The 13159-nt window shown below is 69.6% G+C and carries 12 protein-coding genes and 1 pseudogene; 5 read left to right on the forward strand and 8 right to left on the reverse strand.

Translation table 11 applies throughout. The annotated features are described in order from the left end of the window. Positions 1 to 96: 96 nt before the first annotated feature. From ACWDSI_RS11340 to ACWDSI_RS11350, 3 genes and pseudogenes are all read right to left on the reverse strand, one after another. A pseudogene (locus ACWDSI_RS11340) lies at positions 97 to 186 on the reverse strand (NAD-dependent epimerase/dehydratase family protein); the annotation flags it as partial. Positions 187 to 258: 72 nt separating this feature from the next. Continuing rightward, on the reverse strand, positions 259 to 1242 hold the full coding sequence (locus ACWDSI_RS11345) for a helix-turn-helix transcriptional regulator (protein WP_449747213.1): 984 nt from the start codon (positions 1240 to 1242) through the stop codon (positions 259 to 261). Positions 1243 to 1322: 80 nt separating this feature from the next. Next, entirely contained in the window at positions 1323 to 2300 is a 978-nt protein-coding gene (locus tag ACWDSI_RS11350) for an alpha/beta hydrolase family esterase (RefSeq protein WP_449747212.1), read from the reverse strand. Positions 2301 to 2437: 137 nt separating this feature from the next. Here ACWDSI_RS11350 and ACWDSI_RS11355 point away from each other — a divergent pair, with 137 nt between their 5' ends. Together ACWDSI_RS11355 and ACWDSI_RS11360 are read left to right on the forward strand one after the other, a co-directional pair. Next, the gene (locus ACWDSI_RS11355; protein WP_449747211.1) at positions 2438 to 3769 is read left to right on the forward strand and encodes a family 1 glycosylhydrolase; all 1332 of its coding nucleotides are present in this window, start codon (positions 2438 to 2440) and stop codon (positions 3767 to 3769) included. A 26-nt stretch (positions 3770 to 3795) separates the two neighbouring features. Beyond that, a complete protein-coding gene (locus ACWDSI_RS11360) occupies positions 3796 to 4617 on the forward strand; it encodes a maleylpyruvate isomerase family mycothiol-dependent enzyme (protein WP_449756598.1) in 822 nt (273 codons plus the stop codon). A gap of 48 nt (positions 4618 to 4665) precedes the next feature. Here ACWDSI_RS11360 and ACWDSI_RS11365 read toward each other — a convergent pair whose 3' ends face one another. Both ACWDSI_RS11365 and ACWDSI_RS11370 read right to left on the reverse strand, forming a co-directional pair. After that, positions 4666 to 6558 carry a protein kinase domain-containing protein gene (locus ACWDSI_RS11365; RefSeq protein ID WP_449756599.1) on the reverse strand — a complete coding sequence of 631 codons (1893 nt, stop codon included), beginning with the start codon at positions 6556 to 6558 and terminating at the stop codon, positions 4666 to 4668. Between the two features lie 212 nt (positions 6559 to 6770). Next, the gene (locus tag ACWDSI_RS11370) at positions 6771 to 7640 is read right to left on the reverse strand and encodes a spermidine synthase (protein WP_449756600.1); all 870 of its coding nucleotides are present in this window, start codon (positions 7638 to 7640) and stop codon (positions 6771 to 6773) included. Between the two features lie 47 nt (positions 7641 to 7687). Here ACWDSI_RS11370 and ACWDSI_RS11375 point away from each other — a divergent pair, with 47 nt between their 5' ends. Continuing rightward, positions 7688 to 8665: a cobalamin biosynthesis protein gene (locus ACWDSI_RS11375; protein ID WP_449756601.1), complete on the forward strand. Its 978-nt coding sequence runs from the start codon at positions 7688 to 7690 to the stop codon at positions 8663 to 8665. Here the strand turns inward: ACWDSI_RS11375 and ACWDSI_RS11380 are convergent. From ACWDSI_RS11380 to ACWDSI_RS11390, 3 genes are all read right to left on the reverse strand, one after another. After that, positions 8643 to 9623 (reverse strand): SURF1 family cytochrome oxidase biogenesis protein, encoded by a 981-nt coding sequence (locus ACWDSI_RS11380; protein ID WP_449756602.1) that lies wholly within the window; start codon positions 9621 to 9623, stop codon positions 8643 to 8645. The genes ACWDSI_RS11375 and ACWDSI_RS11380 overlap by 23 nt on opposite strands. A 73-nt stretch (positions 9624 to 9696) precedes the next feature. Continuing rightward, positions 9697 to 10173, reverse strand: coding sequence for a low molecular weight protein-tyrosine-phosphatase (locus ACWDSI_RS11385; RefSeq protein ID WP_449747205.1), 477 nt, complete (start codon positions 10171 to 10173; stop codon positions 9697 to 9699). Beyond that, entirely contained in the window at positions 10166 to 10849 is a 684-nt protein-coding gene (locus ACWDSI_RS11390; protein WP_449747204.1) for an HAD hydrolase-like protein, read from the reverse strand. The genes ACWDSI_RS11385 and ACWDSI_RS11390 overlap by 8 nt, the downstream gene beginning before the upstream one ends. Before the next feature lie 33 nt (positions 10850 to 10882). On the opposite strand from ACWDSI_RS11390, the gene cobC reads away from it, so the two are divergent. Together cobC and ACWDSI_RS11400 are read left to right on the forward strand one after the other, a co-directional pair. Continuing rightward, positions 10883 to 11992, forward strand: coding sequence for an Rv2231c family pyridoxal phosphate-dependent protein CobC (gene cobC, locus ACWDSI_RS11395; protein ID WP_449747203.1), 1110 nt, complete (start codon positions 10883 to 10885; stop codon positions 11990 to 11992). Then, the gene (locus ACWDSI_RS11400) at positions 11979 to 13121 is read left to right on the forward strand and encodes a Nif3-like dinuclear metal center hexameric protein (RefSeq protein WP_449747202.1); all 1143 of its coding nucleotides are present in this window, start codon (positions 11979 to 11981) and stop codon (positions 13119 to 13121) included. The genes cobC and ACWDSI_RS11400 overlap by 14 nt, the downstream gene beginning before the upstream one ends. The last annotated feature ends 38 nt before the right edge of the window (positions 13122 to 13159 follow it).

Below are 13159 nucleotides of genomic sequence, written 5' to 3' on the forward strand. Positions count from 1 at the left end.
CCACCAACATCACCCCGTGGGCTGCGAGATCGACTGACGATCACAACAAGGAACTGGCTCTAGAACTGCCTGGACCGGTTATCGGGGACCTGCCAAACTCACGATCACGTCGTGTCCGGCATCGAGCAACGCGCACACCAGCCGTGATCCGACGTAGCCGGACGCTCCGGTCACAAGGACTCTCATGGGCGCCACGATAGACACGCTCGAGTGGCGTGGCCCACTTGTGATCGCCCGCCCGCTCCGGTCACGAAAAGGTCACGGCGACGATGTGCTCGCCCGCCGGTACCGCTCGGCGATCGCGGCGTGGCGATCTGCGGCCGCCTCGCATTCCCGTCGCAGCGACTCGGGTTCGATCACGGCGAAGTCATGGCCGAACTTGTGCAACCAATACGCGATCGAGGTGAGGGATCTGCTGTACACCGTGAGCTCGCAACTCGTCTCGTCCGCCGATTCCAATGTGCCCCAGGCGTCGTCGACCATCGGTGAGATCGTCTCGGCGGGCGCGTACACCCGAACCCGTGCGGCGGCCTGGCGATAGACCTCACCGAGGCTGCGCGCCAGGAAGGCGGCGGCATCGCCGCCGGGCAACTCGCGTGGCGTAAACCGTGGTCCGGTGGGTGTTTTCGGGTCGAGCCTGTCGACCCGGAACGAACGCCAGTCCTCCCGGCCGAGATCCCAGGCCAGCAGATACCAACGAAAACCGTTGCGCACCAAACGATGCGGCTCCACCTCTCGGCGGCTCTCGGTGCCGTCGCCGCGGCGATAGTCGAACCGTAGGCGTTCGTGTCGATGGCACGCGGTGGCGATCTCGGTGAGATGCTCGGCCGACACCGTCGCGTCGCCCCTGCTGTGCGGCACCGCATCCATCGACAGCGCATCGAGGCGGTGGCGCAGTCGAGACGGCATCACCTGCCGAAGTTTCGTCAGTGCACCGTCCGACGCCTCGGCCATGTCGGAGACCGAGCCGGTGGAGATCGCGTTGAGCCCGAGCGCGACGGCGAGAACCTCTTGATCGTCGAGCAGCAGGGGAGGCATCTCCGCGCCGGCGCCGAGCCGGTACCCGCCGCCCACCCCGACGGTGGCGTCGACCGGATAACCGAGCTCACGCAGCTTGTCGACATCGCGCCGAACCGTGCGCGTGGTGATGTTCAACCGCTCGGCGAGTGCAGCGCCCGACCACTCGCGCCGCATCTGCAGCAGCGACAGCAGCTGCAGCAGACGTGCCGATGTCTCCAACATGACCTCATCGTGCCCCACATCGCGGACAGATGCCGTCCGCATTGAGGGTCGAGAGTCACCGGTCCGTCGCGGCCGCGGTGTCAGCTCGTGTGCGTCTGGAAGAACTGCCAGATCAGCGACGTCGCCGAGATCGAATCGCTCACCTGTCCGGCTGCGCGGTTGCCGGTGGAGCCCGGCCAGCGGTGTGTGCCACCACGAATGCGGTAGTGGGTGATCTCGCCTCCGCGTAAGCCGCTGCACCACGGCCAGTCGAGGCGGTCGACGAAGACGTTGACCGGCACCGTCACGGGGGTGGTGCCACACCCTGCCTTCGCGGCCCACATGTGCAGCCAGTCGGGCACCGACCAGTACCGCTCGCCGAAGCGCACACCCCCGTCGTAATGGATCACGCCGTCGGCGGTGCCGTGGAAGTCGATGATCGACGCGGCCGGCGCCGCCCCGCAACCGGACATGGTCTGCTGATAGAACGCGCCGCTGACGATGCCGAAGGCGGCGAACTCGCCGGGCATCCGGCAGGCCAGCACCGACACCATTCCACCGCCGTTGGAGCGACCCACCGCGTAGATGCGGTGCGAATCGACGCAGGTCGACGCCCGAACCTCGCGCAGGATAGCGCGGGTGAACGCGATGTCGTCGGAGCGCGGCGACGAGTACGGTGCGCCCTGCCAAGAGACCTTGTTGTCGGTGCCACGCAACCCATCCGGGTACACAACGATCGCCGGGAGCGACGAGAGCCGGGTGTAGGTCTCGAAACTGGTGCTGCGTTCGGCGTGTCCGTGGTAGGCGACGATCAGCGGGTACGACGAGAGACCGGTGTAACCGCTGGGCAGGTGCACCCGATAGGTGCGGCTGACGCCGTCGACCACCGTGGTGTGACCGGTACTGCCCGCGGTGGCGCGAAGTGTGCCGAGCCCGCAGCCCGTGTCGGCCACGACGTGTCGAGGTGCCGCCGCGGCCGGAGGGGTAACGCCGGCGGCGATGACTGCACCGACGAGCACCATCAGCACAAGCGCACGGGTCAGCGATCGCCGGACACAGCGCTGGTCGGGTTCGGGCACGCGCTACAGCCTAGACGGTCGCGATGACACATCGCGCGCGGTAATCGGCCGAAACCTGCGCTCAGGCCGATGCCGCGGCAGAGCCGAGTTCGATCGTTGCCGCCGCGGCGGCGCCCCCCGTCTGCGATCCTGAACCGATGCGGAGGTCGGCACGACGACGGCGATCACCAGTGGTTGCCGCCGTGCTCGTGGCGCTGGCGTGTGCGCTACTCGCGCCGTCGGTGGTCACTCCGGCGGTAGCCGGTGCCGCACCGCGCGCGGTGCGTCCGGTGCCTGCCGGCTTTCTGTGGGGTGTTTCGTCGTCGGGTTTCCAGAGCGAGGGATTTTCCCCGGACAGCAACTGGGTGCGCTACGAGCGGGCCGGTCGCACCGACGATCGAGTGGGCACGTCGGTGGACTTCCGGCATCGCTATGCCTCCGACATCGCGCTCGCGAAAGGACTGGGCGTCAGGGTGTATCGCGTGAGCGTCGAATGGGCGCGCATCGAACCCCGGCCGGGTGTGCTCGACACCCGCGAAATCTCCTACTACGACACCATGATCGCCGCGATCGTCGCCGCGGGGATGCGTCCGATGATCACCCTGGACCACTGGGTGTATCCCGGATGGATCGCCGACCGCGGCGGCTGGGCCGATCCGCGCACCACCGGCGCGTGGCTGCGCAATGCGCGATTCGTCGTCGACCGTTACGCGCACTACCACCCCCTGTGGATCACGATCAACGAACCGACGTTCTACGTGATCAACGAACTACGGATGGGCGGTCTGCCCGCCGCCCTGGCGCCGGCCATGCTCGACCGGCTCGTCGCCGCGCATCGCGCCATCTACCAGCACATCCACCGTCGCGACCACACCGCGATGGTGTCGTCGAACATCGCCTACATGCCGACTGCGGAGCCGGCCATCGACACCACCTTCGTCGACCGGGTGCGCGACACCCTCGACTTCCTCGGCGTGGACTACTACTACGCGGGCACACCGACCGACCTCAGCGCCATCAACGCGGCCACCGGCTCGCCGTGGCAGGCGTCCATCGCCGCCGACGGCCTCTACTACGCCCTGCGCGACCTGGCGCGCCGCAACCCCGGCATACCGCTCTACGTGGTGGAAACGGGGATGCCCACCGAGAAGGGTGCGCCTCGCCCCGACGGCTACCGGCGCGGCGATCACCTGCGTGACCTCGTCTACTGGGTGCAGCGCGCCCTCGGCGACGGTATCCCGGTGCTGGGCCTGAACTACTGGAGTCTCACCGACAACTACGAATGGGGTAGCTACACACCCCGATTCGGCCTCTACACGGTGGACGTGAAGGCCGATCCGGCGCTTCGTCGCCGCCCCACCGACGCGGTGCCGGTCTATCGGCAGATCACCGCGGACGGTGGGGTTCCCGCCGGCTACCGGCCCAGTCGCCCACCGCAATGGTGTTCTGTGGTGGCAGCACCCGACAGCTGTGTTCAACCGGTCCGCTGAGAACGACACGACGATCAGGAGAATCCATGCCACACACCCACATCGACAAGGCCGCGATCACCGACGCACTGCGCGCCCAATGGGCCGCACTGCGAACACTGGCCGGCGAGCTCACCGACGCGCAGTGGTCGGCACCCGCGGTGCTGTCGGGCTGGTCCAACGCCGACGTGATCGCGCATGTCGTCGGCACCGAGAGCATGTTGGCCGGACGCCGACCGCAGGCCGCGGACATCTCCGGCCGCTCGCACGTCCGAAACCCCATCGGCGAACTCAACGAGGGCTGGGTGGAGCATTTCCGCGATCGGCCGCGCGCCGACGTTCTCGCCGCATTCGACGAGATCGTGGGGGTGCGCACCGCGGCACTCGAAGCGATGTCCGACGAGGAGTTCGACGCCGAGGCCATGACCCCCGCGGGCCCCGACACCTATGGGCGTTTCATGCGCATCCGTGTATTCGATTGCTGGATGCACGAACTCGATCTCCGCGACGGCGTCGCGGTCGCACCGCCCTCGGACCCGGTCACGGCGGGCTGGGCGTTCGACGAGATCGAGGCCTCGCTTCCGTTCGTCGTCGGCAAACGCGCAGGTGTCCCGTCGGGCCGACGGGTTCTCATCGAACTCACCGGACCCGGGGGACGCACCGTCCGGATCGCGGTGGACCAGCGCGCCGCCGCGGTCGAGGAGTTTCCCGACGGCGACGCGTCGGCCGATGTGTCCTTGCGGGCCGACACCGCCGTGTTCGCCCGACTCGCGGGCGGTCGGCGCGACGCGGACCCCGGCGCGGTGCGCATCGACGGCGACGAGGCACTCGGCAAGAGCATCCTCGACCGGCTCGACTATGTCATTTGAATAATCCAGGTCATTTGAATAATCCAGCGCGCAGGGGAGTAGCGATCACTACTGCACGGTGGCGGTGGTGACGATGACCGGCGTCGACGGACGGCCGTATTTCGCGTCGGGTTTCGCGGGGACGTAGCCGGCCGCGACGACTCGGTCGAGGACAGCGAGCCCGGCGTCGTCGACGGTGCCGACGATCGTGTAGGCCGCCGGCTGGTCGACCGGTTTGGTGAGCATGAAGAACGCGCTGGCGGCAAACGTCTGCTTCGGGTCCTTGCGGTCGGGCGGATCGACGTTGACCACCGCGATGGAGCCGCGCGGGTAGGTGACCAGTGGTCGTCCCTTGTCGTCGTTGCCGCCGGCCGCGACCAGGTCGGTGGGGAACTCGTCGGGGCTCGACCATCCCGGATTCGAGTCCTGCCCGCCGGTGGGATCGCCGCAGATGAGGTAGCCGTCGCCGACTCGGTGACACGTGGTGTTGTCGTAGAAGCCGGACTTGGTCAGCGACACGATGGCACCGACGTTGCACGGCGCCTTCGCGCGGTCGAGTTCCAGTCCGATCGAACCCGCGGTGGTGTTCATCGTGACGTCCACGGTTCCGGTGTCCGGCTGTTGCGCAGCGGGTTTGGGAGCTTTCGGTCCGGTGACCGGGGTGTCGTGGAACTCGCATGTCGCGGCGGCGACGGGCGTCGACGACGACGTGGCGGGTCCGGGCGGTGGTGAATCGCCGCCACCGGACACCAGAACCACCGCGGTCACCGCGAGCGCGACCACCGCCACGCCGATGATCGAGAACACCGCGATCATCCGCCCGCGCCCGGGCTTCTTCGGCGGCGGCCCGCCCGGCGACCACGGCCCCGAGAACGACTGTGGTCCCGACGCCGACGGCGGTGGGCCGGATGCGCCCCCGCCGCCCGCCGGGGCGGGCGGGCCCGCGGGCCAGGAGCCCTGCGGCCCGGACGGGTGCTGAGCGGCGTGCATATCGGGGCGGCCGTAGAGTCCGCGTGGCATCGTAGGGCCCGATGTCGCGGCCCCACCCAGCGGACCGACCACGGTGGGCCCGGACCCGATCCCGGGCGGCGGTGTCGCCGGCGGACCCGGGCGAGGCGCGAGACCGGGTGCCGGGCCGCGCATCGGTGTCGTGGGTGCCGACAACGCGGCGGCGGCCGCGCGCATCATCTCCCGGGCGCCGGAGTACCGCTCCGCCGGATTCTTCGCCATGCCCTTGGCGATCACCGGGTCGAGCGGCCCGCCGGTTGTCGGCGGTGGTTTGGTGATGTGCGAGGTCATCAGCGCCTGATCGGAGTTGCTCTCGAACGGGGTGTGACCGGTGATGGACTCGTAGAGCACGCAGGCCAGCGAATAGATGTCGGCCGGGGGACCGGCGGGGGCGTCGTCGAATCGTTCCGGTGCCATGTAGGCCAGCGATCCGAGCGCGGTTCCCACCATGGTGTAGCGGGGGTCGGTGGTGCCGTGCGCGATACCGAAGTCGACGAGATACGCGAAGTCCTCCCCGTCGACCAGGATGTTGTCGGGTTTCACGTCGCGGTGGACCAGGCCGTTGCGATGGGCGGCGTCCAACGCACCCGCGATCTGGCTGAGCAGCGCGACCGCCCGTGCCGGGTCGAGTGGTCCGTCGGCCAGGACGGCCCGCAGATCCCTGCCGTCGACCAACCGCATGTCGATGAACAGCAGGCCGTCGATCTCGCCGAAATCGTGGATGGGGATGATGTGCGGGTCGGACAGCCGCGCGGCCGTGCGTGACTCGCGTTCGAACCGGTCGCGGAATTCGGCGCTCTGGATGTACTGCGGTGGAAGCAGTTTCAGCGCGACCGTGCGTTCCTTCGTCGTGTCGTACGCCTCGTACACCTCGCCCATACCGCCGCGGCCCAGCAGCTTTCCTATGCGGTAGGGGCCCAGCTGCTGACCCGTACGCGTGTTCGGCGCGCTCATGGGTTCGGCCCGGTCATGCGTGTGGTGTCCTCCGAGTGGTCGCGCGGCGGTGCGGGTGACGACGCCATCCGCGTCGGATTCGCCCGTTGGGAATGGTGCTCACCCTATCGGCTCGGATGTCGGATCGAGCGACGTGTCGGCCGGTGAGACGACAGCGATCCTGGGCTTTTGACGGGAAATCCGCGATGCCACACTCGCAGATTCGCGGTACTTCAGCGTTTGTCCTTCGTTTGATCGACTTCGCCGACGTCGCCGGGCTGCGGGTCCCGGCGGGCACGCCCGCGACCGAATTGGCGAGCCGCGGCACCCGAGATGGTTCGCGCCGGCAGCGGGTCGCTGAGCAGGGTCCGCACCAGTGCCGCGGACGGTTCCAGCGGAGCGTCGCTGCCCACCACCACCACATTGCCGGTCCGTCTGCCCTTGAGCATCGCGGGGTCCGCGACGAGCAGGACATTCGCGAACACCTCGGCCACCGCGGCCGCGTCGGCCCGGACCAGCTCCAGGTTGCGGCCGTCGCCACAGTTGGCGAGGTACAGACCCCCGGGCGCGAGCACCCGGCGGACCGCACGGACGAATTCCACCGTCGTCAGGTGCGACGGAGCGCGGTCACCGTCGAACGCGTCGCACCTGACGTCGCGGGAACCCTCCGTGAGCGCCTCGACAACCTCACGTGCGTCGCCGACGCGGATGCGCAGGGCGGGCGCCCGTGGCAGGTCGAACCACTCCCGCACCAGTCGCGCCAGGGTGGCGTCGATCTCGACGGCAACCTGGCGGGCGCGCGGATACCGGTCGGCGAGGTAGCGGGGCAGTGCGCAGGCCGCGCCACCGAGATGCAGCACGCGCAGCGGTGGCGTCGCGCCATCCCCACCGTCGCGGTGCCCGTATCGATCCTCGATGACCGCGGCCATCTGCCGCAGATACTCGAAATCCAACGTGGTGGGGTCGTCGGGATGAATGTGCGAGCTGTGCGTGCCATTGATGAGCAGGAGCCAGCCACCCGAGATCGGGTCCGGCTGCAGTTCGGCGATGCCGGTGTCGATGCGGTGATTGCCGGGAACGGGGGTGGGGACTGATCTGACCATCGAGCAGTCCATGCTACCGGTGCGGCGATGCGCGTTAGGATCGCGCGATGACCGATCCGCGTGGCCGCCACCGCCGATGGGCCACCGCGATCGGCCTCGCTGCCGGGTTCGTGCTCGACCGTCTGGTGGCCGACCCGCAGCGGCTGCACCCGGTGGCCGGACTCGGGCGGGCGATCGCGGTCACCGAACACCTGCTGTACGCCGACTCGCGGATGCGGGGAACGATCTTCACGGCGGCCTGGGTGGCCGCGGGCGCCACGGCGGGCACCTGCGCGCAGCGGGTCGCGATGCGTAGCAGCTCACCGATTCCGCTGCTCGTCCTGACCGCGGCCACGACGTGGACGGTGCTGGGCGGGACCAGTCTCGTCCGGGTGGGCGATGAGGTTGCCGACGCGCTGGCCGCCGGCGACATCGGTGCCGCGCGCGCGACGATCCCCAGCCTGTGCGGTCGCGATCCCGAATCGCTCGACGCCGCGGGAATCTGTCGTGCCGCCGTGGAGTCGATTGCCGAGAACACCTCCGACGCCACCGTCGCGCCGCTGCTGTGGGGTGCGGTCGCCGGGGTCCCCGGTCTGCTGGTGTACCGCACGATCAACACACTCGACGCGATGGTGGGATACCGCAACGAGCGATACCGCAGGTTCGGGTGGGCGTCGGCGCGGTTGGACGACGCGGCGAATCTGATCCCGGCGCGGGTGACCGGCGTGCTCACCGCCGCCATGGGTTCCCGATCACGCGCCGCGCTGGGGTCCTGGCGGCGCTACGCGCGGCGTCACCCGAGCCCGAATGCGGGCGTGGTGGAGTCGGCGTTCGCCGGTGCCCTGGGTCTGCGACTCGGCGGCCGTACCGTCTACCCGCACGGTGTCGAGGAGCGACCGGTGCTCGGTCGCGGGCGGCCTCCCGGGGTCGTTGAGTTGCGCGCGGCCGCCACGCTGTCGGAGCGGGTGCAGGCCGCGGCCGTGCCCGTTGCGGTGGCGGTGGTGGCGGGGTCGATCCTCGGGGTCAGCCGCCGTAGCGTTCGGTGAGTTTGTCGCGCACCTGCTGTGGGGCGTGTTCGGTGTCGGGTCCGGCTCCGATCCGGGTCAACTCGTCGTCGGGGCCGGTCGGAGTCTCGCCACGCAGTTCCGCGCGTCGCAGGCGGCGCCGGGCGGCCCGGTCGGGTGGTGGTCGGCGTCCGGCCGCTGGTGCCTCGCCAGGCGCGGGTTCGCTGACGGAGTCCGGGTCGCCGACACCCTCGGCCGCGGCCTTCGCGCGGCGCCGCTGCCCGATCTCGGAGTAGATGAAGTAACCGGCGCCGAGCGGGGCCATGATGCCGAAGGCGAGCCACTGCAGCCCGTAGGACAGGTACGGCCCCGAATCGAGCTGGGGCAGCGGGATCTCGCCGAGTGATCCCGGCTGGTCGGGCGAGAGCTGGATGTAGAACGGATCCATGCGGGTGCCGGTGGCGCGGGCCAGTTCGGGCGGGTCGACGGTGTACATCGACAACGCCCCGTCCACCATCCCCGCGCCGCGCCCGGCGATGGTGCCCTCGGCGGCCCGGATGCGTCCGGTGATGGTCACCTCGCCGGACGGGGGCGCCGGAACGTCGGGCAGTCCGCCCTGCTGTGGCCGCACATAACCGCGGTCGACGGCCAGTACGCGGTCGCCACCGGCCACCCGGAACGGCGTCAGCACCTCCACCGCCGGCTGTTCGTCGACCGAACGAAGACGGACCAGCGCCTGTTTGTCGGTCAGGAACTCGCCGGTCATCGTGACCTCACGCCATTCTTTGCCGGCGTCGAAGACGCCCGGAGTGGTCAGCGATTCCAGCGGAGCCGGTTTGATGGTCACCGCCTGTTCGATCAGGTGATTGCGCTCGGAGGTTCGGGTGTTCTTGCCCAGCTGCCACGGCGCCAGGATGGAAAAGCACAGTGCGGCGAATGCGACCACCACGATGGCCAGGGCGATCCACCCGGGCCGCAGGAAGGTTCGCAGCGTCCGCATACCTCAACGTTACTGTGCATCGCACACCCCGAGACGGCGGCGGGTGGCGATCAGCACCCGATGGTCGGGCGCGTCAGCGCTCCGCCAACTCGGCATTGACCCAGGCGAGCAGGCCGGGCATGGCGCCCTCGATCTGTTCGCGTGCGACGGCGAAGTCGGCTTCGGTGCCGTAATAGGGGTCGGCGAGGTCGAGGTCGTCGCCGGCAGCGGGATCGAAACTGCGCAGCAGCGTCACCCGGTCGCCGAGGCGTTTGCGTTCGAGTTCCTTCACGTGCCCGGCGTCCATGGCAACCAGCAGGTCGGCGTCGAAGTGGTCCGGGCTGAGCTGCGACGCGACGTGACCGTCGGAGTACCCGTGCGCGAGCAGTTCGGTCCGTGCGCGATTGTCGGCGGGCTCGCCCACATGCCAGCCGCTGGTGCCGCAACTCGACACCTGCACCCGGTCGGCGAGTCCGGCGTCGGCGAGCGCGGAACGGAAGATGTTCTGCGCCATCGGCGAACGGCAGATGTTGCCGGTGCACACGAAACACACGTGCAATTGATCAGACACCCAGCACCTTTCGCAGATCGGAGACGGTCTCGACACGCCATGCGGCGTCGTGCCCTTCTCCGGGCAACGCGTATCCCCATCCGACGACGATCGTGGGGATACCGAAAGCCGCCGCACCCTCGACGTCGTGCGATCGGTCGCCGATCATCACAGCCGGCCGATCGAGGCGCGGCGGGCCCGAATCGGGGTCAATGTCCAATTCTGCCAAAGCATGGGCGATCACGTCGGATTTGCTGCGCCGCGAGCCGTCGTCGCTGGCTCCGGCGATCACCTCGAAGTACCCGGCCAGGCCGAAGTGGTCGAGGATGGTGCGCGCGGTGTTCTGATTCTTCGACGTCGCAATCGCCAGTCGTCGGTCACTTGCCGACAGATCGGCCACCAGATCGGCGACACCGTCGAACAACGCATTCTCCAGCCACCCGACGTCGGTGTAACGGCGCCGGTAGGCACGCATCGCGGCGTCGGCGGTGGCCTGGTCGAGCCCCAGCCCGAGCAGGGTGTCGATCATCGGCGGTCCGGCGATTCCCGCCACCACCTCGTCGGGTGGGGGTGGTGCGCCCACCGCGTCCAACGCATGCCGAAAACTGTTGGCGATACCGGCGAAACTGTCGGTGAGGGTGCCGTCGAGGTCCACGAGCAGGGTCGTGGCCGGGTCGCGGGGGTCTGCCTGCAACATCACGGTTCCATCGTGCACGTAGGCTCGTCGGGTATGACGGTCGGGCCGGTCCACGGCGTTCCGGAATGCACGGAGGAACTGCGCGCACCCGGGCGTCACGGCGACGCCGACACGGGTGCCGGGTTGATCGACTTCGCGGTGAATGTGCGGGGCGACCCGCCTGCGTTCCTTCGCGACGCACTGGTGTCCTCGCTCGCCGACGTGACGTCCTATCCGGGCCAGGCACTGGTCACGCGGGCGATCACGACCATCGCCGACCTGCACGGCCGCGACCCCGCCGAGGTGATGCTTCTCGCCGGGGCCGCCGACGGCTTCGAGGCATTGCCGCGGCTGGGCGCGACTCATGCCGCGCTGATCCAGCCGTCATTCACCGAACCCGAGATGGCGCTGCGAGCCGCCGGAACCCGGATCAGCCAGGTGGTGCTGCCGCCGCCGTGGGTGCTGCGCGACACCGACAGTGCCCACCTCGTGCCACCCACCGCCGACCTGGTGGTGCTCGGCAATCCCACCAACCCGACCTCGGTGCTGCATCCACGAGCAGCCATCGAGGCGATGCGTCGTCCCGGACGGATCATCGTCGTGGACGAGGCGTTCGCCGATCTCACCACCCACCCGGTGACCGGTCGGCGTGAACCCGAGTCGCTGGCCGGCGTCGCGCTTCCCGATGTCGTCGTCATCCGCAGCGTCACCAAGACTTTCGGCCTGGCCGGGCTCCGCGCCGGCTACCTGCTCGCCCCGCCCCACCTCGTCGAGCGGCTGAGCCGCGGCCGTCGCCCGTGGCCGGTGTCGACGCCCGCGCTTGTCGCCCTCGCCGAATGCTGTGGTCCCGACGGCCGGCGGTACACCGACCGGGCCGCGGAACAGATGATCGGCGAGCGGGCCGCGATGGTCGAGCGGCTCACCGATGCGGGGGTGGCGGTGTGCACCCACCCGGCCGCGCCCTTCGTACTCGTCGCCATGCCGAACGGATTGCAGGTCAGGCAGGCGCTGCGGGACCGCGGATTCGCGGTCCGCAGTTGTGCCAATTTCGTCGGGCTCACCGACGACCACCTACGGTTGGCGGTACGTCCCGCGCAGCAGGTCGACGCCCTGCTCGATGCCCTCACCGGGGCGCGAAAGGAGGTCGGCGATGGCACCGGCTGAGCAGACCGCGACGACGGTCGGCGACGTGATCGATCTGCTCGATCTGGCCTACCCGCCCGCACTCGCCGAGACGTGGGACGCGGTAGGGCTGGTCTGCGGCGACCGCGACGAACCGGCGCGACGCGCCCTGGTGTGTGTCGACGTGACCGACGCGGTCGTCGACATCGCCTGCGATCCCGACGCCGCCGTCGACATCATCGTCGCCCACCATCCGTTGCTGCTGCGCGGCGTCGAGTCGGTGGCCGCAGACACCCCGAAAGGTCGTGTGCTGCACCGGCTCATCCGGGCGCGCACCGCCCTGTTCACCGCGCACACCAACGCCGACAGCGCACGCCCCGGGGTCTCCGACGCGCTCGCCGATGTCCTCGGCGTACACAACACCTCGCCCATCGAGCCGAAAACCCGCGCGCCGATGGACAAATGGGCTGTGATGGTGCCCGAAGGCAACGCCGAGCAGGTGACCGAGGCGATGTTCGCCGCCGGCGCCGGAGCGATAGGCGAGTACCGCGACTGCGCGTGGTCGGTGGTCGGGACGGGCCAGTTCGAGGCCCAGGACGCGGCCAATCCGGCGATCGGGGAGATCGGGCAGCGCACCCACGTCGACGAGGCACGAGTCGAGATGGTCGCCGCGCGACGCATACGACGCGATGTGCTCGCCGCGCTCCGCACCGCCCACCCGTACGAGGAACCGGCATTCGACGTCCTCGAACTCGCCCCCATCGACTCCGACACGGGTCTCGGACGCATCGGCACCCTGCAACGCCCGATGACCGTGCGCGAGTTCACCGCGCTGGCCGCACGACGACTGCGCACGCCGTGGGGCGTGCGGGCCGCCGGCGACCCCGACGCACTGGTGTCGCGGGTGGCGGTGTGCGGCGGTGCGGGCGACTCGCTCCTCGGCGCCGTCGCCGCAGCGGGCGCCGACCTGTACCTCACCGCAGATCTGCGCCACCATCCGGTCGACGAGGCCACGCGTGCCGGCGGGCCGGTGCTGGTGGATGCGGGGCACTGGGCGACGGAGTTCCCGTGGTGCCCGCAGGTCGTCGAACTGCTCGGTGGTGCCCTCGGGATCGACGCCCGGGTGTACGCGGCGCCCACCGATCCGTTCACCGTGCATGCCGATGCCTGAGCCCACCTGCGGGCGCGTACGGTGGAGCGAACCCGAGA

The organism is Gordonia sp. NPDC003429 (genome assembly GCF_053588575.1).

Coding starts and splice junctions, on each gene's coding strand:
- ACWDSI_RS11375 (WP_449756601.1), top strand. CDS start 7,688: ATGACCGATCCGCGTGGCCGCCACCGCCGATGGGCCACCGCGATCGGC.
- ACWDSI_RS11355 (WP_449747211.1), top strand. CDS start 2,438: ATGCGGAGGTCGGCACGACGACGGCGATCACCAGTGGTTGCCGCCGTG.
- ACWDSI_RS11360 (WP_449756598.1), top strand. CDS start 3,796: ATGCCACACACCCACATCGACAAGGCCGCGATCACCGACGCACTGCGC.
- ACWDSI_RS11370 (WP_449756600.1), bottom strand. CDS start 7,640: ATGGTCAGATCAGTCCCCACCCCCGTTCCCGGCAATCACCGCATCGAC.
- cobC (WP_449747203.1), top strand. CDS start 10,883: ATGACGGTCGGGCCGGTCCACGGCGTTCCGGAATGCACGGAGGAACTG.
- ACWDSI_RS11390 (WP_449747204.1), bottom strand. CDS start 10,849: ATGTTGCAGGCAGACCCCCGCGACCCGGCCACGACCCTGCTCGTGGAC.
- ACWDSI_RS11365 (WP_449756599.1), bottom strand. CDS start 6,558: ATGAGCGCGCCGAACACGCGTACGGGTCAGCAGCTGGGCCCCTACCGC.
- ACWDSI_RS11345 (WP_449747213.1), bottom strand. CDS start 1,242: ATGTTGGAGACATCGGCACGTCTGCTGCAGCTGCTGTCGCTGCTGCAG.
- ACWDSI_RS11400 (WP_449747202.1), top strand. CDS start 11,979: ATGGCACCGGCTGAGCAGACCGCGACGACGGTCGGCGACGTGATCGAT.
- ACWDSI_RS11380 (WP_449756602.1), bottom strand. CDS start 9,623: ATGCGGACGCTGCGAACCTTCCTGCGGCCCGGGTGGATCGCCCTGGCC.